This window comes from Gordonibacter massiliensis (ex Traore et al. 2017), from assembly GCF_019731765.1.
Classification (GTDB): Bacteria; Actinomycetota; Coriobacteriia; order Coriobacteriales; family Eggerthellaceae; genus Gordonibacter; species Gordonibacter massiliensis.
Map to the genome: position 1 here is coordinate 55,026 of NZ_JAASIO010000009.1, position 20,199 is coordinate 75,224.

General features: G+C 65.4%; 16 protein-coding genes. 7 read left to right on the forward strand and 9 right to left on the reverse strand.

Annotation, left to right across the window (positions count from 1 at the left end; all coding sequences use genetic code 11):
* Positions 1 to 75: 75 nt before the first annotated feature.
* Positions 76 to 1,755 carry an energy-dependent translational throttle protein EttA gene (ettA, locus tag HCH03_RS10380; protein ID WP_221689449.1) on the reverse strand — a complete coding sequence of 560 codons (1,680 nt, stop codon included), beginning with the start codon at positions 1,753 to 1,755 and terminating at the stop codon, positions 76 to 78.
* A 316-nt stretch (positions 1,756 to 2,071) separates the two neighbouring features.
* Here ettA and thiM point away from each other — a divergent pair, with 316 nt between their 5' ends.
* The 5 genes from thiM to HCH03_RS10405 all read left to right on the forward strand — a co-directional run bounded on the left by thiM (position 2,072) and on the right by HCH03_RS10405 (position 6,240).
* Positions 2,072 to 2,905 carry a hydroxyethylthiazole kinase gene (gene thiM / locus HCH03_RS10385; RefSeq protein WP_221689450.1) on the forward strand — a complete coding sequence of 278 codons (834 nt, stop codon included), beginning with the start codon at positions 2,072 to 2,074 and terminating at the stop codon, positions 2,903 to 2,905.
* 5 nt (positions 2,906 to 2,910) lie between these two features.
* A complete protein-coding gene (locus tag HCH03_RS10390) occupies positions 2,911 to 3,225 on the forward strand; it encodes a thiamine-binding protein (protein ID WP_185905509.1) in 315 nt (104 codons plus the stop codon).
* Positions 3,215 to 3,910 carry a thiamine phosphate synthase gene (locus tag HCH03_RS10395; protein WP_221689451.1) on the forward strand — a complete coding sequence of 232 codons (696 nt, stop codon included), beginning with the start codon at positions 3,215 to 3,217 and terminating at the stop codon, positions 3,908 to 3,910. The genes HCH03_RS10390 and HCH03_RS10395 overlap by 11 nt, the downstream gene beginning before the upstream one ends.
* Positions 3,911 to 4,127: 217 nt before the next feature.
* Positions 4,128 to 5,117 (forward strand): diaminopimelate dehydrogenase, encoded by a 990-nt coding sequence (locus tag HCH03_RS10400; protein ID WP_185905507.1) that lies wholly within the window; start codon positions 4,128 to 4,130, stop codon positions 5,115 to 5,117.
* Between the two features lie 139 nt (positions 5,118 to 5,256).
* On the forward strand, positions 5,257 to 6,240 hold the full coding sequence (locus HCH03_RS10405) for a helix-turn-helix transcriptional regulator (RefSeq protein WP_221689452.1): 984 nt from the start codon (positions 5,257 to 5,259) through the stop codon (positions 6,238 to 6,240).
* Between the two features lie 7 nt (positions 6,241 to 6,247).
* Here the strand turns inward: HCH03_RS10405 and HCH03_RS10410 are convergent, their stop codons facing one another.
* From HCH03_RS10410 to HCH03_RS10430, 5 genes are all read right to left on the reverse strand, one after another.
* On the reverse strand, positions 6,248 to 6,490 hold the full coding sequence (locus tag HCH03_RS10410; protein WP_221689453.1) for a hypothetical protein: 243 nt from the start codon (positions 6,488 to 6,490) through the stop codon (positions 6,248 to 6,250).
* 204 nt (positions 6,491 to 6,694) lie between these two features.
* Positions 6,695 to 7,225 carry an RNA 2',3'-cyclic phosphodiesterase gene (gene thpR, locus HCH03_RS10415; protein ID WP_221689454.1) on the reverse strand — a complete coding sequence of 177 codons (531 nt, stop codon included), beginning with the start codon at positions 7,223 to 7,225 and terminating at the stop codon, positions 6,695 to 6,697.
* Positions 7,226 to 7,378: 153 nt separating this feature from the next.
* Positions 7,379 to 8,803 carry an amidophosphoribosyltransferase gene (locus HCH03_RS10420; RefSeq protein ID WP_221689455.1) on the reverse strand — a complete coding sequence of 475 codons (1,425 nt, stop codon included), beginning with the start codon at positions 8,801 to 8,803 and terminating at the stop codon, positions 7,379 to 7,381.
* A 130-nt stretch (positions 8,804 to 8,933) separates the two neighbouring features.
* Positions 8,934 to 10,286 carry a Na+/H+ antiporter NhaC family protein gene (locus HCH03_RS10425; RefSeq protein ID WP_221689456.1) on the reverse strand — a complete coding sequence of 451 codons (1,353 nt, stop codon included), beginning with the start codon at positions 10,284 to 10,286 and terminating at the stop codon, positions 8,934 to 8,936.
* An 85-nt stretch (positions 10,287 to 10,371) separates the two neighbouring features.
* Positions 10,372 to 12,483 (reverse strand): HelD family protein, encoded by a 2,112-nt coding sequence (locus tag HCH03_RS10430; protein ID WP_368042447.1) that lies wholly within the window; start codon positions 12,481 to 12,483, stop codon positions 10,372 to 10,374.
* A 757-nt stretch (positions 12,484 to 13,240) separates the two neighbouring features.
* On the opposite strand from HCH03_RS10430, the gene HCH03_RS10435 reads away from it, so the two are divergent.
* Together HCH03_RS10435 and HCH03_RS10440 are read left to right on the forward strand one after the other, a co-directional pair.
* Positions 13,241 to 13,489 (forward strand): hypothetical protein, encoded by a 249-nt coding sequence (locus HCH03_RS10435; protein WP_221689457.1) that lies wholly within the window; start codon positions 13,241 to 13,243, stop codon positions 13,487 to 13,489.
* Between the two features lie 78 nt (positions 13,490 to 13,567).
* Positions 13,568 to 14,392: an ADP-ribosylglycohydrolase family protein gene (locus tag HCH03_RS10440; protein WP_221689458.1), complete on the forward strand. Its 825-nt coding sequence runs from the start codon at positions 13,568 to 13,570 to the stop codon at positions 14,390 to 14,392.
* Between the two features lie 14 nt (positions 14,393 to 14,406).
* Here the strand turns inward: HCH03_RS10440 and HCH03_RS10445 are convergent, their stop codons facing one another.
* The 3 genes from HCH03_RS10445 to HCH03_RS10455 form a co-directional block, all read right to left on the reverse strand.
* On the reverse strand, positions 14,407 to 14,826 hold the full coding sequence (locus HCH03_RS10445; protein ID WP_221689459.1) for a peptide deformylase: 420 nt from the start codon (positions 14,824 to 14,826) through the stop codon (positions 14,407 to 14,409).
* Positions 14,827 to 15,455: 629 nt separating this feature from the next.
* Positions 15,456 to 16,826: an ISL3 family transposase gene (locus tag HCH03_RS10450; RefSeq protein WP_221689460.1), complete on the reverse strand. Its 1,371-nt coding sequence runs from the start codon at positions 16,824 to 16,826 to the stop codon at positions 15,456 to 15,458.
* Entirely contained in the window at positions 16,826 to 20,197 is a 3,372-nt protein-coding gene (locus HCH03_RS10455; protein WP_221689461.1) for a DEAD/DEAH box helicase family protein, read from the reverse strand. The genes HCH03_RS10450 and HCH03_RS10455 overlap by 1 nt, the downstream gene beginning before the upstream one ends.
* Positions 20,198 to 20,199 lie beyond the last annotated feature (2 nt).

Sequence of the window (20,199 nt, forward strand, 5' to 3'; positions counted from 1 at the left end):
AGCCCTTGCCCTACGGGACGGTTCCGGTCGAGTGCCAGTCGCGAGGCTTTGATGCGGCCTCTCGGCTCTGCCCGCCTAGTCGCGCGTGAGCTTGCGGTGCAGGCGGTGGGGCTTGGAGGCCTCGGGCCCCAGGCGCTCCAGGCGGTTCTCCTGGTAGGCCTCGAAGTTGCCCTCGAACCAGGTCCAGGTGCCGGGGTTCTCGTCGGTGCCCTCCCAGGCCAGGATGTGCGTGGCCACGCGGTCGAGGAACCAGCGGTCGTGGCTCGTCACCACGGCGCAGCCGGGGAACGTCAGCAGCGCTTCCTCAAGGCTGGCCAGCGTCTCGGTGTCCAGGTCGTTCGTGGGCTCGTCGAGCAAGAGCAGGTTGCCGCCCTGCTTCAAGGTGAGCGCCAGATTCAGGCGGTTGCGCTCGCCGCCGGAGAGCACGCCGGCCGGCTTCTGCTGGTCGGAGCCCTTGAAGCCGAAGCTGGCCACGTAGGCGCGGCTGGGGATCTCGGTGTCGCCCACGATCATGAAGTCGTTGCCGCCGGACACCACTTCCCACAGCTTCGTGTTCGGGTCGATGCCCTCGCGGTTCTGGTCGACGTAGCTGATCTTCACCGACTCGCCGATGTCGAGCGTGCCGTCGTCCACCGGCTCCAGACCCATGATCATCTTGAACAGGGTGGACTTGCCCACGCCGTTGGGGCCGATGACGCCCACGATGCCGTTGGGCGGCAGGTTGAACGACAGATCGTCGATGAGCACGCGCTCGCCGAACGCCTTGTGCAGGTGCTCGGCCTCGATGACCTTGGCGCCCAGGCGCGGCGGCACGGGGATCTGGATCTCGTTGTAGTCGAGCTTCTTGTTGGCGCGCGCCTCGGCGGCCATCTGCTCGTAGGCGGCCAGGCGAGCCTTGCTCTTGGCCTGGCGGGCCTTCGGGCTCGAGCGCACCCATTCCAGCTCGCTCTTCAGCTTCTTCGCCAGCTTCTCCTGGCTCTGGCCCTGCGCCTCGATGCGGGCGGCCTTCGTCTCCAGGTACGTGGAGTAGTTGCCCTTGTAGGGGAACAGGCTGCCGCGGTCCACCTCGCAGATCCACTCGGCCACGTGGTCGAGGAAGTAGCGGTCGTGCGTCACGGCCAGCACCGCGCCCTGGTAGGTGCGCAGGAACTGCTCGAGCCACAGCACCGACTCCGCGTCCAGATGGTTCGTGGGCTCGTCGAGCAAGAGCAGGTCGGGCGCCTCCAGCAGCAGACGGCAGAGCGCCACGCGGCGGCGCTCGCCGCCGGAGAGGTGGCCGACCGGCTCGTCGGGGTCGGGGCACTGCAGCGCGTCCATGGCCTGGGAGAGCTGGCTGTCCAAGTCCCAGCCGTTCGCGGCGTCGATCTCGGTCTGCAGCTTGCCCATCTCGTCCATGAGGGCGTCGAAGTCGGCGTCGGGCTCGGCCATTTCCATGCCGATGGCGTTGAAGCGCTCCACCTTCGCGAAGATGTCGCCGAAGGCCTGCTTGATGTTCTCGAGGACGGTCTTGTCCTCGTCGAGCGGCGGCTCCTGCATGAGGATGCCCACGGAATAGCCCGGCGTGAGCCGCGCCTCGCCGTTCGTGACCTCCTCGAGGCCGGCCATGATCTTGAGCAGGGTGGACTTGCCCATGCCGTTCGGCCCCACGACGCCGATCTTCGCGCCGGGGTAGAACGACAGCGTCACGTCGTCGAGGATGACCTTGTCGCCGTGCGCCTTGCGGGCCTGATGCATCTGGTAAATGAATTCTGGCATGGTTCGCTTTCCTGGGTTGGGGTTTTTCTGCACGGGCTATTGTCTCATGGATGCGCGCCGACGGCGAGGTGGTTTTCCGCCTCCATATACCGTCCGCCGCCGCGACGTTCGCGCGCGCCTGCGTCGTGGTACCATGGAGCCAACTGAATAGCTTATGCAGGAGAACCGAGCGGGCGCGGCCCGCGGGCGTTGAGAAGGCGAGAGCCTGATCCTTTGAACCTGTCAGTTAACACTGGTGTAGGGAGCATGCTTTGAAGACGAGGACGCTTGCCGCAACGGTGGGCGTCTTTTCGTTTTCGGGAAAGGAGCGGAAGCGGTGGAGAAAGCGGAACTTGAGCGGCAGGTGGCCGCGGCGGTGGACGCGGCGCGGCGGGAGGTGCCGCTGGTCGGCTCGGTCACGAACGCCGTGAGCGTGAACTTCGTGGCCAACGCGCAGCTGGCGGCCGGCGGGTCGGCGGCCATGGTGTACCTGCCCGACGAGGCGGAGTTCCTGGCGCAGGCGGGCGGCGCGCTGTACCTCAACCTGGGCACGCTGTTGCCGGTGCATGAGGAGACGATGCCGCGCGGCGCGCAGGCCATGTGCGAGCTGGGCAAGCCGTGGGTGCTCGACCCGGTGGGCATCGGCATCGGGTCGCTGCGCACCGGCATCCTGAAGGAGCTGAAGGCGTGCAAGCCCGCCATCGTGCGGGCGAACGCCTCTGAGGTCATCGCGCTGGCAGGGCTGTGGGAGCTGGACGGCGGCGACGTTCGGGCCCAGGTGCGCGGGGTGGACTCCACCGACGAGGTGGACGCGGCCGAGGGCGCGGCCGTGGCCCTGGCGCGCTGGACCGGAGGGGCCGTTGCGGTGTCGGGGGCGGTCGACCTGGTCACCGACGGCGCCGTCGTGGCGACGTCGCGCGGAGGGTCGCCGCTCATGGAGAAGGTGACGGGCTTCGGGTGCTCGCTCGGCGGCGTGGCCGCCGTGTACGCGGCCGTCGCCTCGCCGCTCGCGGCGGCGCTCGCTGCCACGGCGGCCTACAACCTGGCCGGGGCGCGCGCGTTCGCACGCGCGCAGGCGCCCGGAAGCTTCCAGGCGGCGTTTTTGGACGAGCTCTACGAGGCGTCGGCAGCGGACGTCGCGGGCAATCCGTTCGATATCAGAGAGGTGTGAGGCGTATGAACACGTTGGTGGCGGTGGCCATCGCCCCGTTGGGCGTGGGCGACGAGTTGGCGGCCGAGGTGGCGGAGGTCGTGCGGGTCATCCGCGCGTCGGGCCTCCCGAACCGGACGAACTCCATGTTCACCGAGATCGAGGGCGAGTGGGACGAGGTGTTCCAAGTGGTGAAGGACGCTACGTTCGCGCTGGCGGAGAAGGGCATCCGCACCGAGGTTGTGCTCAAGGCCGACGTGCGTCCCGGGCACACTGGCATGATGGAGCGCAAGGTGAGCAAGGTGGACGACATCCTGGGCGGGGGCGGCCATGCGGAATAACCTGGACATAACGGCGTACTTGGTGCTGGGCCCCGAGAACACGGCCGGCCGCCCGGTGGGCGACGTGATTGAGGCGGCGCTGGCGGCGGGGTTCACCTGCGTGCAGGTGCGCTCGAAGGAGTGCTCGGCGCGCCAGCTGATGGAGGTGGTGCGCGCGGCCGCCGGCGCCATCGAGCGCGTCGGCGCGGCCCAGCGGGTGGCGCTTTTGGTGGACGACCGGCTCGACGTGGCGCTGGCGGCGCGCGCGGCCGGCGTCAAGGTGGACGGCGTGCACGTGGGGCAGTCCGACGTGCCGGTGGAGGTGTGCCGGAGGTATCTGGGCGAGGACGGCGTCGTGGGCCTCTCGGCGCGCACCGACGAGATGCTGGAGTACGTGCGCACGGTCGACACGGACTGCGTGGACTACCTGGGCGCGGGGCCTCTGCACGAGACGGCCACGAAGCCCGATTGCGGCATGGACGCGGCGGGCAACGTGATAACCAGGAGCCTGGCGGACTTGGCGGAGCTCGCGCGCACGAGCCCGCTTCCCGTGGTGGTGGGCGGCGGCGTGAAGGCCGCGGACATCCCCGCCCTCGCGCGCACGGGGGTCGACGGCTTCTTCGTGGTGTCGGCGGTGTGCGCCGCGCCCGACCCCGGAGCCGCCGCCCGCGAGCTCGTGGAGGCTTGGCGCGCCGCACGGGCGTAGCCTTCGGCGTTCCACGCGAAGGCTCGTCCGCTTGGCAAGGGGGAGCGTTGGATTTAATTTGCTCGTCTCTCGTTCCGAGCGCGTGTCGGCTTCGTTCTTGGTAGGATAGCTATTCACTCCTTGTCATCCTGAGCGGAGGCGCGTAGCGCCGGAGTCGAGGGATCTTCGAGGGTCGAACATCTGGAAAAACCGATACCATCGCAACAGGAGGCTGCACATGGCGAAAACGCGCATCGGCATTTTGGGTTACGGGAACTTGGGCAGGGGCGTGGAGCTGGCCTGCCGGCAGAACGACGACATGGAGTTCGCAGCGCTGTTCACCCGGCGCGACCCGGCGACCGTGAAGCCCTTGACCGACGGCGTGGCCGTGTACGCCGCCGCCGACCTGGCGGCCCATGCGGACGACGTGGACGTGCTCGTTTTATGCGGCGGCAGCGCGAGCGACCTGCCCGAGCAGACGCCGGCGTGCGCGAGCCTGTTCAACGTGGTGGACTCGTTCGACACCCACGCGAACATCCCCGTCCACTTCGCGAACGTGGACGTGGAGGCGAAGGCGGGCGGCAAGGTGGCCGTGATCTCGGCCGGCTGGGATCCGGGCATGTTCTCGCTCGCGCGCCTGTACGCGAACAGCATCCTGCCCGAGGGGCGCGACTACACGTTCTGGGGGCGCGGCGTCTCGCAGGGGCACAGCGACGCCATCCGCCGCATCGAGGGCGTGGCCGACGCCCGCCAGTACACGGTGCCCGTGCCCGAAGCCCTCGACGCCGTGCGGGCCGGCGAGAACCCCGAGCTCACCACGCGTCAGAAGCACACGCGCGAATGCTACGTGGTGGCGAAGGAGGGCGCGGACAAGGCAGCCATCGAGAAGGCCATCGTGGAGATGCCGAACTACTTCTCCGACTACGACACCACGGTGACGTTCGTCACGCAGGAGGAGCTCGACCGCGACCACGCCGGCATCCCGCACGGCGGCTCGGTCATTCGTTCGGGCGTGACGGGGGCAGGCGGCGAGCACGCGCACGTGGTGGAGTACTCGCTGAAGCTGGACTCCAACCCCGAGTTCACCGGCAGCGTGCTCGTGGCCTGCGCCCGCGCGGCGCACCGCCTCGCCCGCGAGGGGCAGACGGGCTGCAAGACGCTGTTCGACATCCCGCCCGCATACCTGTCGCCGCTCGCCGCCGAGGAGCTGCGCGCGAGCATGCTGTAGGCGCTAGGGCGCGCCCGGCAGGGCAAGACGGTCGGCGGCAACGGACGGGCTACGGCCCGTCCGTTTTGCTTTCTGTACCGAAAGGGGTACAGCTGATACACTGGTGTTCCGTTATGCCGCCCCGTCGAAGGGACCTCCTATGCCGGTCAATCGCCAGAAGCTCAAGCTGCTGTACCTTATGAGGATGCTGCTGGAGGAGACCGACGCCGAGCGGGGGCTCACCATGCCGCAGCTCGTCGAGCGGTTGGAGGAGCTGGGCGTCTCGGCCGAGCGCAAGTCCGTCTACCGCGACCTCGAGGCGCTGCGCGAGTTCGGTCTGGACGTGCGCACGCTTTCTCGCCAGCCGGTGGAGTACGCCGTCGTGGGCCGCGAGTTCGCCTTTCCCGAGCTGCTGCTGTTGGTGGACGCGGTGCAGAGCTCCCGTTTCCTCACGCAGCGCAAAAGCGACGCGCTCGTGCGGAGCGTGAAGCGGCTGGCGCCCGCGCGGCAACGCAAGCTGCTGGACAAGCGCCTGCATGTGGAGGGGCGCATCAAGACGCAGAACGAGTCGGTGTTCGCGAACGTCGACCGCATCCAGGAGGCCATGGCGCGGCGTCGGAAGATATCGTTTCTCTACTTCAAGTACGACGCGGCGAAACGGCGGGTGATGCAGCACGGCGGCGCGCGTTACGTGGAGACGCCCGTGCGGCTCGTGTACTCCGACGGCTACTACTATCTGGTGGCGTACAACGAGAAGCACGACGGGTTTCCCAGCTACCGCGTGGACCGCATGGACAAGATCGAGGTGACGGACGAGCCCGCGTGCCGGAACGCCCGCGTCGCGGGCTTCGACGTGGAGGAGATGGCGAGCCGCGCGTTCGGCATGTACGACGGCGAGCCGGTGCGCGCCACGCTGCTGGCCACCGACGAGGCCATGGGGGCGGTGATCGATCGGTTCGGTGAGGACGTGGAGTCGCTAACTGCGGGGGAAGGGTTCGCGCGCGTCTACGTGGCGGTCGCCGCGAGCCCCGCGTTCTTCGGGTGGCTCGCGCAGTTCGGCGACCGTCTGCGCATCGAGAAGCCGAAGTCGCTCGCGCGGGAGTACCGGGACTATCTGCGGGGGATACTGGAAGCGTACGAGTAGCGAGCGGCTAGAGCAGCACGACGGCAAGGGAGACGGCTGCCAGCAGGACGCCCGCCCCGCGCGCCCAGGCAAGCTCGCTTTTCGAGAGGTCGTACCCGCGGCCTCGCAAGCTGCGACGGCGCGGGGGAGCGGGCTTCGCGTGCCGCGGCGCGGAGGTTCGCACGACGCTCACCTGACAGGTGGCGCTCGGGTCGAACTTCAGGATCACGGCTTCCGTCGCCGTCTTTTCCCAGCGTGCGGCTTCTCCCATGTCCTCTTCCTTTCCCTCGGCTGGTGCGGGTGCGTTTTGCGCGGCGCGCGTTCTTGCTGCTGTGCAGGATATACGCCGAAGGCAGGTTCATGTGTACCGAAAAGGGGACAGCTAGAGTAATAAAGGGGGTTCTTGGCAGAAAAGCCGTATCGAAAACCGCCGCGCACGCCGTCGGGGACGGTTCGCGGTTGCGGCGGGTGCCTGCTACCCGGCGAGCTCCACGGTGTGCAGGGGCTTGTACACGGCCCCTTCGCGTTCCAGCGTGCTTTTGAACAGCGTGACGGCGACGGCCTCGTCGTCACGCGGGAACGCGAGCGGCGGCAGGTCCCTTTTCGGAATGCGGGCCCGTCGGGCCAGGGTCACGTGAGGCTTGAACGGCTTCTCGTCGAAGGCGAGGCCGCGCGCCGACAGCTCGTCGCGGAGCCGGGCGGCAAGGTTCATGAGCGCGGGGTCGGCCGCGATGCCCAGCCAGAGGGTGGCGTCGCTCGCGCGGCCGAACTTGCCCAAGCCGTCGCTTCTCACAGGGACGGGCGGAACCGCCTCGCAGGCGGCGTCGACGGCCTGGGTCGCCGCGGCGACGCCCGCCTCGTCGATCTCTCCCAGGAAGGCGAGCGTGAGATGGTAGGTCTCCTTCGGCAGGAAACGGCCTTCGACCGAGGCGCTCAGGCAGCGGGCGAAGGCCGCCGCGTCGAAGGTGAAGCCCTCCGGCAGCTGCAAAGCGACGAACGTTCTCATGACGGCCTCCTGTAGGACTGCTCCGGCGCGCGGCGCGCCGCCCGTCTCGCACCGGAGCACGCGGCCTCTACGCCGCTCGCCCGCGCGAATGCGAGGCATCCGGGAGGGGCGGCAACGCATGCCCTTCGGGCCCGACGCGGCGCGCCGGGCGGGCTATTCCTTCCCCGACCAGCAGTAGGTGCAGATCTTCTCCCGGTCGATGCCGATAGCCTCCAGCATGCCGTCGAGCGACTGGTAGCCCAGCGAGTCGAAGCCCATCTTCTCGCAGATGGACTTCAGCATGCACGCTCCGCGTTCGGTGGAGCTGTTGGCGTACTCGTCCAAGTGCTGCTGGCCCTCGTCGCCTTCCAGCTCCTGGATCACGCGGCGGGCGATGAGTTCCATCTCGGAGCGGCTGCGCGAGAAGCTCAGGTACTTGCAGCCGAACATGATGGGCGGGCAGGCCGAGCGCATGTGCACTTCGGAGGCGCCGCATTCGTGCAGGTAGTTCACCGTTCCCTGCAGCTGCGTGCCGCGCACGATGGAGTCGTCCACGAACATGAGCCTCTTGTCGCGGATGAGCTCGGGCACGGGGATGAGCTTCATCTTGGCCACGCGGTCGCGCACGTCCTGGTTCGTGGGCATGAACGAGCGGGGCCACGTGGGGGTGTACTTGATGAACGGGCGGCCGAAGGGGGCCTTGCTCTCGGTGGAGTACCCGATGGCGTGCGGCACGCCCGAGTCCGGCACGCCAGCCACGTAGTCCACGTCGGGCACGCCGCCCGCGGCCGCCTCGTCGCGCGCCATGATCGCGCCGTTGCGGTAGCGCATGACCTCCACGTTCACGCCCTCGTAGTTCGAGTTGGGGTAGCCGTAGTACACCCACAGGAACGCGCAGATCTTCATCTGGGTTCCCGCAGGGGAGATGGTCTCGTACCCGTCGGCGTCCACGCGCACGATCTCGCCCGGCCCCAGCTCGTACTCGTCGTCGTAGCCCAGCTTGTGGTAGGCGAACGACTCGAACGAGATGCAGAAGCCCTCGCCGTTCTTGCCGATGAGCACGGGCAGGCGGCCCACTTTGTCGCGCGCGGCGATGATCGTGCCGTCGCTGGTCATGATGAGCAGCGTGAGCGAGCCCTCGATGACGTCCTGGGCGAACTTGATGCCCTCGACGAAGCTGCCCTTCTGGTTGATGAGGGCGGCGACGAGCTCGGTGGTGTTCACCGCGCCCGAGCTCATGGCCATGAACTGTTTGCCGCCGCTTTCAAAGTAGTCTTCCACCAGCTGCTCGGCGTTGTTGATGGCGCCCACGGTGGTGATGCCGAACGTGCCCAGATGCGAGCGCACGAGCAGCGGCTGCGGGTCGGTGTCGCTGATGCAGCCTATGCCGCTGCAACCGTGGAACCCGGGCAGGTCGTCCTCGAAGCGAGTGCGGAACGGCGTGTTCTCGATCGAGTGGATCTCGCGCTGGAAACCGACCTCGCCGTCATGGAAGATCATGCCCGCACGCCGCGTCCCCAGATGCGAGTGGTAGTCCACGCCGAAAAACACGTCCAGCACCACATCGTGATGTGATGCGGCCCCGAAGAATCCGCCCATTGGTAGCCTTTCGCCTTGCCTTTTGCCTGTTGTGCCAACAAAGATATCAGTATAAGGCTCCCGGCGCGCGGTTGGGGCGAGGCGGCCGCGCGATTCGCGGTTTCTGCACGAGTGGCTGCACGAGCGGCGTCTACGAGGTTGTCGCCGACGGGTTCTTTTTCTCGGGCACCAGGAAGATGAACACGAGCGAGCTGATCAGCAGCAGGAACGGGTAGAACAGAAACGGGATGATCTGGAACGCCGACACCGCGAAACCCAGCTCCGTGGCGGCCGAGATGGCCACGAGCATCTGAGCGCCGTAGGGAAGGATGCCCTGGAACACGCACGAGAACGTGTCGAGCAGCGATGCCGTCTTGCGCTTCGATATGCCGTACGTCTTCGCCATGTCGGCTGCGATGGGGTTCGAGATGACGATGGCCACGGTGTTGTTCGCGGTGGCGATGTCCATGGCGCCCACGAGAAGGCCCATGCCCAGCTGGCCTCCCTTCTTGCTTTTGAACAGACTCTTGATGCCGTTGAGCAGCGCCACGAATCCGCCGTACTCGCGGATGAGCGCGCAGATGGCCGACACCAAGAGCGCCACCATCGTGGTCTCGAACATGCCCGCGGCGCCCGAGCCCATGTTGGCCAGCAGGTCGGTGGCGGCGGTGGCACCTGTGGCCACCATGATGATGGAGCCCGACAGGATGCCCAGCAACAGCACGATGAACACGTTCACGCCGACGATGCCGCCGACGAGCACGATGAGGTAGGGGACGAGCTGGATCAGGTCGTATTCGTGCACGACGCTGCCGCCGAGGTCGGCGCCGAACGACAGCACGAGGATGATGACGAGCGACACGAGCGCCGCCGGCAGGGCGATCTTGAAGTTCTCGCGGAACTTGTCCTTCATTTGGCAGCCTTGGCCCTGGCAGGCGGCGATGGTGGTGTCGGAGATGAACGAGAGGTTGTCGCCGAACATGGCGCCGCCCATGACGCTGGCCACGCACAGCGGCAGGCTGAAGCCGGATGCGGACGACACCGCCACGGCGATGGGCGTGATCAGCGTGATGGTGCCCACGGACGTGCCCATCGACAGCGACACGAAGCAGCTCACCACGAACAACACTGCCACGGCAAACTGCACGGGAACGACGGAAAGCAGCAGGTAGGCCACGCTTTCGGCGCTGTCGCGGCCCACGGTGCCCACGAAGATGCCGGCCACCATGAAGATGAGCACCATGGTGACGATGGTCTTGTCGCCCATGCCGCGGCCCATGATGGCGAGCTTGTCGTCGAAGGGCAGCTTGCGGTTCTGGAAGCACGCCACGAGCAGCGCGACGAGGAATATCACCACGACGGGGATGTTGTAGAAGCCCATGGGAATGCCCATGCCGTATTCGAACAAGATGCCGAGTCCCAAGTACAGCACCAGAAACACCCCGATGGGCAGCAGCGCCTTGACGTTGCCCTTGGGGGCGGCGGCCGTGTTCTTCTCTTCCATGATTCGCATTCCTTCTTGTCGTCGCGCGCGCCGAACGTCGCGCATGGGTACCGTTATGAGACGAGCCCGCCCTTGCGGCGCTCGGTTAGGTGCGTGCCTTCTTGCCGTCCAGCAGCGGCGTGAGCTCGCCGTGGGCGAGGATGGTGATCTTGCGGGTGGCGCGCGAGACAGTGGTGTACAGGCGGCGGCGCGCGAGCGGGTCGTCGGGGAAGGTGCGCGCGCTGGCGTCGGGCACGATCACCTGGTCGAACTCCAAGCCCTTCGCCAGCTTGAGCGTGATGAGCACCACGCCGCCGTCCGGCAGCTCGTCGTGCTCGCCGACGAGCGCGGGCGCCGTGTCGCCCAGCAGCGTTTGCAGGCGGCGGGCCTCGTGCTTCCACGGCACGATGACGGCCGTGAGCCCTTCTTCGCCGCGCGCCTGCTCGACGGCGCGGCGCAGCTCACCGACGTAGCAGGCCTCGTCGGGGCACGCGAGGATGGTCGGCGCCGTGTCGGCGCGCTGGATGGACGAGATGCGCAGCTGCTCCTCGCGTTCGAGCAGGCTCGCGAACAGCGCGGTGATCTCGGGGGTGGAGCGGTAGCTCGTCATGAGGTGGCATTCCTCCACGGGGCCGCGCGCGGCCGAGAACACGGCGCGCACGTCGTCGAACGACGCCGTGTCCGGCGCGATGGCCTGGTTCGGGTCGCCCAGCAGCAGGAAGTGCGCGCGCCTGAAGTAGCGAGCCAGCACGGCGAGCTGCGCGGCGGTGTAGTCCTGCACCTCGTCGATCATCACGTACTTGGCGTTCGGGTTGCCCAGACCCGTGAGCGCCATCTTGAGGTAGAGCCATTCAAGGGGCGCGAGGCCGGGCGCGTTCAGCATGCGCATGCCTATGCGGTCGATGCGCAGCCAATCGTCGCGCTCGACGGCGCGGTAGGCGTCCGCGTAGCGGTCGTTCAGGAAGCGCAGGGCCAGGGCGCGCTCCTCCTGCTCGTCGGCCGGGGCGATGAGTTCGTGGAATATCCGCAGCTGCTCGTCCGTGCTCAGGGCCGAGAGCTCGTCGAGCACCTCGTCGGTGGCCGCCATCTGCTTGAGGCGGGTTTCCAGGCGCGCGTGCAGTTCCTCGCGCATGAGCGTGACGCGGTGCGGGCCGGCCGGGATGCGGCCGAACTTCGCCGCGACCTTGCGCACCTGGTCGGCGGAGACGAGCCTGGTGTCGGCGCAGCGGATGTCTTTGAAGTCGTTGGCGTCGAACTCGAACGAGGCGACGGCTTTGTCTATGCGCGCCAGGGCCTCGAGAGGCACGCCCACGTCCCCGCTGCCGCGGTCGGGCGGCAGCAGCCCTTTCGCGAACTCGTCCCAGGTGAGGGTTTCGGGGTTGCGCTCGCCCAGGTCGGGCAGCACGTTGTCTATGTAGTGGCGGAACACCGGGTTCGGCGTGACGAGGAACACCTCGGAGGGTTCGAGGCTGCCCCGGTTCTGGTAGAACAGGTAGGCTATGCGCTGCAGCAGCACGCTGGTCTTGCCGCTGCCGGCGATGCCGCTCACCAGCAGCACGGGCACGTCCTCGTGGCGCACGACCAGGTTCTGCTCCTTTTGGATGGTGGCCGTGATGGCCTGCATCTGCGCCGTGCGCCGCTTGGAGAGCGACGCGAGCAAGAGCGAGTCCTGGATGGCGACGCTCGTGTCGAAGTAGGCGCGCAGGCGGTCTTCCTCGATGTCGAACTGGCGGCGCAGCTTGAGGTCGGCCGTGATGGTGCGCCCGTCGGCTTGGTAGGACGTGCGGCCGTTGTCCTGGTTGTAGTAGGTCTCCGCGACGGGGGAGCGCCAGTCAACCACGAGCCTGCGGTAGTTCTCGTCGGAGATGCCGGCGTTGCCGATATAGAGCTCCTTCGGCTCCTGGTCGGGCTTGAACTGCAGGACCACCTTCGCGAAGTACGGCTGCTTCAGCAGCAGTTGGACCTTGGCGAGTTCCTCGGCGTTGGCGTCCTGCGCCAGGTTGTAGCCGTCGATCACCCGGTTCATGGCCGCGAAGTCCGCGTAGGTCTCCATGGCGTCGGCGTAGGTGGCCAGGTTGGGCGCCAGCTCCTCCGCCATGGCCTTCTTGTCGGCCGCCGCCTCTTGGCGCGCCTTCTCCATCTGCCGCACGAGCTTGCGCCCGATGGCTTGGAGCGTGCCGTAGGTTTCAGAGAGGTGGCGCTGCTCTTCAGCGAAGATCGGGTCGGCCTGGTCGGAGGGGCTTTCGCTTGAGGGCGCGGCGCTGACGTCGGCGTCAGCGCCGGTGTTCGCGCCGGGTGCGTGGGCCGGGCTGGCCGGCGTCGGGTACGCCGCCTGACCTGCCGGCGGCTTTTCGCGCGTTTGCTTCGGGTCGATCTGCAAAGGTTCTCCTCGGGTTCTCCGTCGTGTGCCGCGTCAAAGATGTCGCTGTGCATTGTATCGGATTCTCGCACGGGAATGTGCAAGGCGAACCCGATTGAAGCGTTCGCGCGATGCGACGACACCGAAGGCCGCCCTCAGCTTGTCGTCCTGACCGCAGCGTGCAGCCTTGCGGTGCCCCTCGCCATCCCGAGCGGAGGCCGAAAGCCGATCTACTCCGCCGTTCCCGGCGGAGCGCCAAAGGTCGATTTACCCTGTCACCTGAGCGGAAGCAGAAGGTCGGTCTACTCTGTCGTTCTGGGCGGGGCGTCAAAGGTCGGGCCCCTTTTGTCATCCTGAGCGGAGCGTTGAAGGTCGGTCTATCCTGTCATCCTGAGCGGAGCGCCGTAGGCGCGAAGTCGAAGGATCTTCGGCGCCAAAGAAGCTCGACGATTCGTTGGCCCGCTGGACTCTTCGCTTGCCCAATTCGACGGAAAGTCGATCAGTAGGTTGGCTTGCGTTCAACTGTCCCGTTTACGGTACAGCTAGAAATTCTTTCCATGGCATACTGCCCAGCAAGAGAAGAAGAGGCATCGCGTTTGAAGGAAAGGCGGCCGTAATGGAGAACGCGCGCAGTCCGCTGATCGAGAAGCTGCACGAGGATCGGATCGATATGGCCAGGTACCTGGAATGGAAGCGGGGCGAGGACGGAAGGACGCTCGAGGCGATCGAAGCGAAGGGCGAGGTGGTCGCCGATTTGCTGGCCGCCTACGACGCTCGGCACGCGGCGTTGGTTCGCTTCATGGAGTCCGGGCGTTGTCACGACGCCTCGGCTGCTCGTGGCTCCTGTCCGCCGCTGCGACGTTGAACGGGTCCAGCCGAACTTCGCTATACTTCTCGCGAAGGCAGGCGAGGGTTTACTCTTGCGGTGGAGCGGAGGCGTCGGATGGCAGGAACGTTGCGGGATGCGGTATACGGTGCGGCGGTGGGCGACGCTTTGGGCGTGCCCTACGAGTTTCGGCGACGCGGCGAGTTCGCATGCACGGGCATGACAGGCGGCGGTGCGCACGACCAGCCGGCGGGCACGTGGTCGGACGATACGTCGCTTCTGCTGGCGACCTGCGACAGCCTGCGCGAGTGCGGCGGGGAGGTGCGCGTGGACGACCTGCGCCGGCGCTTCTGCGACTGGATGCGCGACGGACGCTACACGCCCGACGGCTTCTGCTTCGGTATCGGCAACGCCACGGCCAGGGCGCTTGCCGAGGGGAAGGGGCGCGTGGACGCGAGAAGCAACGGCAACGGGTCGCTCATGCGCATCGCGCCGTTGGCGTTCGCGGATGCGAGCGACCGCGACGTCGCCGAGGCGTCGGCCGTAACGCACGCCCATCCCGTGTCCGTGGACGCGTGCGTGTCGTTCGTGCATATCGCGCGCGACCTCGCCGCCGGCGTGCCCGCACGCGAGGCCGTGAAGCGCAACGCGCCTGAGGGCGAGGAGTTCTCGCGCGTGGGTCGCGCGGGCGAGCTGCGGCGCTGCGAGGTGGAATCGAGCGGCTACGTGGTGCACACGCTTGAGGCGTCGCTGTGGTGCTTGCTGAACACGGACGACTACGCCGCCTGCGTGCTGGCCGCCGTCAACCTGGGCGACGACAGCGACACGACCGCCTGCGTGGCCGGCGCCTTAGCGGGCATCGTCTACGGCGCCGAGTCGATCCCTCAAGAGTGGCTCGCAACCCTCCGCAGAAAGGACCTGATCGAGGCATGCTTGTTCTGACGTCGAGGGGTGCCTTAAACCAGCTTGCCCTTGCAGTGGTCGATCATGTGCTGGATAGTCTGCGCCGTCCAGCCAGTGAAGTCCTTCTTGCGGGGAACGAGCTCGCCGTCGACCAGCTCGTCGTAGGCCACCTTGACGCGGTCGTAGCGCGTCACCTTGGATTCGGCCTCCAGCGAAAGGCATCCTTCAACAGCCTTGAACGCCCCGAGCGCCTGTTTGAGTACTGGATTGTACATGACGTGCGGTTGGTCGTTGTCGTCCAGATAGGCGACGACGCGCTTGGCGACGCCTATCTGGTTGGCCGCCAAGCACGCGGCACCTTCCAGCGACGCTAGCGTGTCCAGTAGATCCTGCGCTGTTTCCGCATCCTCCGCCGTGGCTGCCTCGCAAGGTTGCGAGAGCGCGGTTTCGTCTTTCACCAGTTCTTTGATCATGATGCTCCCATCGGGGGGGGGGGGGATCGTTTAATGCTTTTTCGTCGGGCTTTTTGGCGCGACGGCTTTTCAGCCTGACTTCCGACGAATTTTACCACACCGCCTACGCCGAGTTCGCGTGCTCGCGTCTACGGTTTGTCGAGTTCCTCCGTGAGGGCGCGGCGGCATGGGTGCTGGGTTTTGAATGACTCGGCCATCTCGCCGACCAAGGCGTTCCCACTTGGCATCCGTTGCATGCGACGTATCTTGGCGACGGCGTCTTGGCAGACGGCTCGAGCCGGTGCGCTGAAGCACCCGTTTGAGATATAGCTTTCGTAGATCCCGTCGGCCACTTTTTTACACGATTCAACCTTTTCCTGCCTGAAGTAGTCGTAACCTCGCCACGTGGAAGCATTGCTTGCTGAGGATCAAAAATTCATAGGGGGCTCCGTCCTTTGCATGCTGTCGCTTGTCGGTTGTATCGAGTGCGCGTCAGGACGGGGAGACTGCTAGTTTTTTGAAAATGTAAAACGAATGATTGGAACTGTTAGATTAATAGTTGGACGATTCACCGGCTTTCAGACTTATCCCAACCATTCGCTTTACAAAATACTGAATGCTCCGCAAACCACTGGCTTAACAAAAAAGAGCTAATCCGGTATTTCTCCCGTGCCCACGTCGACGGAGACGCCAGTGGGCGGATCGACGAAAACATCGCCGCCTACTGGTTCGGTGATGAACAGGGGCTCCGACGTGTCGACGCGCGGGCCGATGCTGAGGTTCTCGCCCCTGACGATTCGCTCGAGGTTCTGCCTGCGGTAGAGGGTTCTCGCGCGGAGCACCTTGAACGAGTGCCCGCGCCCCCTCATGTCGGTCTCCTTGATCAGACGGTTTGCGCACTCGGCGTAGCCGTTGGATATGCGGCTCGGGCAGTCCCAGTAGTTGAAGATGTACTCATAGTGGTTCAGGACCGTTTTCGCGAGGATCCTGAACGGTTCGTAGATCGCGTCCTTGGGAATGAACTTGCGCCAGGACTCGAATGCTTTTTCCGCATCCTCCTTCGAGGTCGGGTGGGCGTCGTAGATGTCGAAGAAATCCTCCTTGAGGTCGTATGCGGCCATCAGCGGCTCGTATCCGCTTTCCTTGCGCAGCTCGTAGAGCGATGCCGCCTCATAGGGTGTGAGGTCGCGAGTGCGCTTCCTCAGGGCGTACGTGAGGTCCTTCTTCAGTTCAAGCCTGCCTTTCCGGTCCAGTTTTGATTGCAGGGACTTCCGCACCTGTTCGAGCGCCTCGTTGGCTCCCCTCACGACGTGGAAGTGGTCGATGACCCATGTGGCGTTCGGCGTGTATTTGGCTATCGACTTCCAGAACGGGCAGTACATGTCGCTCGATACCCACCGCATTTTCTCCAGCCCTTGGAGGTCGGAGAAGTATTCGCCCAGGTCCTTTTGAGCCCTGCCCTGGATCATGTCAAAGACGGTGCGGTGCTCGAGATCGGTGATGACCGTCACCATGCCTATGCGCTTGAGGTTCTTCTCGTCGATGCCCAGATACGCCGGGACCTCGAAACGCAGCCGCTCGGCGTATTCGTCCATGAACTCCTCGAAGACGTTCTTGACCGTCACGTGAGTGAAGGGATAGTTCCTCGCGACTTCTCTGAACGTGTGACGCAGCGAGTTCTGTGCGATCGCGACGTAAGCGGCCTCGGTCATTTTGTGCGCCTCGTCGACGCCCCTGATCGCCGGTTTCCACATGTAGCCGCACCCGGGGCAGCGGTATCGGGGGAATTCGATGTGCAGCTGGGTCGGTCGGCCCGACACCGGCGTGTGGGCGATGGCGACCTTGCGTTTGCCGTGTCTCTGCATGGGGCCGCCGCAGGTGGGGCACGCGGACGGGACCTCGCCGATGTAGACGAGGTCGAAGTGGTCCTTCGGCATCTTGTGGTCGAAGTCCTTGTGGGAACCCACAATGTCGCAGTCGCCGACCCCCAGTATCTTCTCGACGTATTCGGCGCGGGCCATTACCGCTCCCCGTTATGTTCGGCTACGTAACTGGCGAGCTCCGCGATATCGATGCGCCTGCCGCTGCGGATGAGGTCATAGACCTGTTCCTTCAACGGCTCGAGGGCCTGCGGGTCGTTGAGGGCCTGGTCGGCGAGGCTGGCGAACTCGTTGGACATAAGGTTTATGAGGGAGACGACGACCTGGTTTCCCAGACGGTCGTCTGCGAGTACGGCGTCCTTAGAGTTGTTGGAGTTGGTGACGCGCATGACCGTGACGGGGTCCGCGGCCACCTCGTCCGCGATGTGGTTCACCACGCGGGCCTTCACGACTGGGTTTCCCTCGGAACCCCACGTCTGGTTGAGCCGGTCGATGATCCTGGCGATGGTGTCGCGCCTGGGGGCGGCACCGGAACCGCCCGCGCCCATCGGCTGGAGCTCCTCGCCCTCGACCTCGCGTTCCGGCTTCTTCTGCTCGCTGATTCTGTAGTCCTTCAGGACGAGGCCGGTGATGTCCACGTCGTCCAGGGCCGAGCCCTTGATCTTGTGCGAGAGCAGCTTCGCGAAGGAGTAGAAGACCTCAAGGTCCGGCTCTCCCAGATCCACGAGCTGGGTGATGAAGGTGTAGGAGCTCACGTACTTGGACAGCTTCTTCTTGAAGGTCTGGAGGCGCGCGACGTCCTGCTCGGCGTCGGCGACGTCCATGGCGGCCTGCGCCGCGCGCTCAATGTCTCCTGCCGCCTCGGCGTCTTCCTTCGCCTGCATGTTGGTTTCGTAGGCGTCCTTGGCGGCGAGGAAGGCGTTGTTGAAGCGGGCCGCGGGGTCCTCCACGGCCCTGTACAGCGCCGCGCGGTAGGCGTCCGAGCCGCCGTCCGCCGCAGCGACCTTGGACCTGTAGAGGGACTCCTTGAAACCGTCGAGCTCCGCCTCGGAGTAGATCCCCTCGGCATCGAGGTCGGCCTTCACGTCGGTTACGATGTTCAGGTCCTGCGTGCCGCTCATCTTCGCGCCGTTGTCGTAGGTCTTGAACGCCCTGTAGACCTTCTCGGGGTCGTTCACGAAGTCCACGACGAACACCTGGTCCTTGCCGGGATAGGTGCGGTTCACGCGGGAGTAGGTCTGCACGATTTCGATGTTGTTGCCGAGTGGCTTGTCGACGTAGATTGCCACGAGCTTCTTCTGGTCGAAGCCCGTCTGGAACTTGTTGGCGACGATCAGGAGCTTGCTTCCTGGCTCGTCGAAGGCCTTCTCGATGTTGCCCGTCCCCTTTGGGTTGGAGTTGGCCTCTGTGTACTCGAAGTCGCGTTTGATGAGGGCGAACGGGTTGTCCTTGAGGTACTCGTCCTCCTCCATGATGCAGTCCTCACCGCGCACCTTCCCGGAGAACGCCATGAGCGGGTCGCCGGGCACATGGAACGCGAGATGACGTTCGACCTGGGCGCGGTCGTAGCCTGGGTGCGCGCGCAAGTACGCCTCGATGGCGTACTTGTAGCGGATAACGGCCGGGCGCGACGCGGTTACGATCATCGCCTTCGCCTCGCAGTTCAGCAGGCTCACTACATGGTGCATGAAATGCTCGACGATCCATTCCGCTTTCTCGGTGACGTTGGTCGGGTGCAGGTTGTTCCATTTGGCGATTTTGCGTTTCGCGGAGCGCTCGTCCACGAGCCTGTTCTCATCATAGTCGTCGTATTCGAGCTTGGTGACGGTCTTCATCGGCAGGAATCCGGTGAGGGGGTCGATGATGTAGCCCTCCTCGATAGCCTGGCGCATTGGATAGAGGTGAAAGCTCTCCTTGACGGGGTTGCCATCTTCGTCGGTCCTGCCCGTGGGAGTGCCGAAGAGCGTCTTGGTCTCGGCCTTCGGTGTGGCCGTGAACGCGAAGAACGACGCATTGGCGGGCATGACGTTGCCCGCCTGCATGCGCCTGAAGTACTCGTTCATGGAGTCTTCGTCGCTCGTCTCCTCATCCGGGTCCGCGTCGTCCATCCTCTCCAGGCGGAGCCTGTCGGCGGCTGCGTTGAACGCGGTCTTGAGTGCGGTGGCGTTGTCGCCGTCCTGTGACGAGTGAGCCTCGTCCACGATGACGGCGAAGCTGCATCCCTTGAGCTCCTCGGCGCAGGCGATGTCGGCCCATGCGTGGAAGAACGTCTGGATGGTGACGACGACGATCTCGCGGTGCTCCTTGAGCGCTTTGACAAGCTGCCTGGTGTTGGAGCCGCCCTCCATGCGCCTGCCTGCGTCGTCCCGGCCGATCATCATAACCTGGTTCTTGACGTTGGAGAGCTGCTTGACCGTCTTCTTGATGTTCTTGTCGAGGCTGATGCGGTCGGTGACGATGACGACGCTGGAGAAGAGCTTGCCGCCACGCTCATCGCGCATGCGGGCGAGGTCGTATGCGGTCCAGGTGATGGTTTCCGTCTTGCCGGAGCCCGCGCTGTGCTCGATGAGGTAGTTGGTGCCGACGCCGTTTTCCCGCAGGTCCTCCATGACCTTGAGCTCGCATTCGAACTGGTGGAAGCGCGGGAAGATCTGCGTGCGCGTCTCGCGCCAGCGTCCCGTGGCGTCCTGTTTGCTGCCGGTCTCCTCGAAGACGAACCTGCCGAAGATGGAGAGCCAGTGGTCGCGGCGCATGATGAAGTCCCAGAGGTAGTGGACCCTGTAGGAGCCCTCCGGCGCGTCCGGGTTTCCCGCATGGCCATCGTTTCCCATGTTGAATGGCAGGAACCGTGGTCTGAAGTCCTTGTCCGTGCCGTCGCCGAGGTTCGTGCACATGTAGATCTCGTTCTCGGAGACCGCGAAGTGCACCACCGCGCCGCGCTTGTACATGAGGAGCGGGTACTTGCGGTTGGTGTACGGATCGACCGGCTTGCGGTCGTTCCTGTACTGCTCGATCGCGGTCTCGACGGTCTGCGTGAGTTCGGTCTTGACCTCCATGGTGGCAACCGGGATGCCGTTGATGAGCATCACGCAGTCGATGGAGTTGTTGCCGTCCTTGTAGTGGACCTGGTGCATGAACCGCAGGATGTTTGCGTCGTAACGCTCCCTCGCGCCCTTGATGCGCGGGTCGTCGGGGTACGGTGCCATACAGCAGATAGTCTGGAAACCAGCCAGGGCGAAGCCCTTCTGCAGAGTGAGGATCGTGCCGTCCTTCTCCAGGGACTTCACGAGCGCCCGCTCGAGTCGCTTCCGCCACTCGCCGCCGTGCTGATTCTTGTACCTGGCGGCCTTCTCGGGATCCGCCTTCTCGAAGAACTCGAGGAAGTCGGGCATGTAGAGGGCATTGACCTTGTCGAAGCCCTCGTCCGTGTTGCTCACACGCCAGGACTCGTCGAGATGATCCGAGATGTGCCTCTCGAACCAATGCTCCCTGTGGATGTTGTTCGCTGGCATGG

Coding starts and splice junctions, on each gene's coding strand:
- thpR (WP_221689454.1), bottom strand. CDS start 7,225: ATGAGAACGTTCGTCGCTTTGCAGCTGCCGGAGGGCTTCACCTTCGAC.
- HCH03_RS10410 (WP_221689453.1), bottom strand. CDS start 6,490: ATGGGAGAAGCCGCACGCTGGGAAAAGACGGCGACGGAAGCCGTGATC.
- HCH03_RS10450 (WP_221689460.1), bottom strand. CDS start 16,826: ATGGCCCGCGCCGAATACGTCGAGAAGATACTGGGGGTCGGCGACTGC.
- HCH03_RS10400 (WP_185905507.1), top strand. CDS start 4,128: ATGGCGAAAACGCGCATCGGCATTTTGGGTTACGGGAACTTGGGCAGG.
- HCH03_RS10420 (WP_221689455.1), bottom strand. CDS start 8,803: ATGGGCGGATTCTTCGGGGCCGCATCACATCACGATGTGGTGCTGGAC.
- HCH03_RS10445 (WP_221689459.1), bottom strand. CDS start 14,826: ATGATCAAAGAACTGGTGAAAGACGAAACCGCGCTCTCGCAACCTTGC.
- ettA (WP_221689449.1), bottom strand. CDS start 1,755: ATGCCAGAATTCATTTACCAGATGCATCAGGCCCGCAAGGCGCACGGC.
- HCH03_RS10440 (WP_221689458.1), top strand. CDS start 13,568: ATGGCAGGAACGTTGCGGGATGCGGTATACGGTGCGGCGGTGGGCGAC.
- HCH03_RS10405 (WP_221689452.1), top strand. CDS start 5,257: ATGCCGGTCAATCGCCAGAAGCTCAAGCTGCTGTACCTTATGAGGATG.
- HCH03_RS10435 (WP_221689457.1), top strand. CDS start 13,241: ATGGAGAACGCGCGCAGTCCGCTGATCGAGAAGCTGCACGAGGATCGG.
- HCH03_RS10390 (WP_185905509.1), top strand. CDS start 2,911: ATGAACACGTTGGTGGCGGTGGCCATCGCCCCGTTGGGCGTGGGCGAC.
- HCH03_RS10425 (WP_221689456.1), bottom strand. CDS start 10,286: ATGGAAGAGAAGAACACGGCCGCCGCCCCCAAGGGCAACGTCAAGGCG.
- HCH03_RS10395 (WP_221689451.1), top strand. CDS start 3,215: ATGCGGAATAACCTGGACATAACGGCGTACTTGGTGCTGGGCCCCGAG.
- HCH03_RS10455 (WP_221689461.1), bottom strand. CDS start 20,197: ATGCCAGCGAACAACATCCACAGGGAGCATTGGTTCGAGAGGCACATC.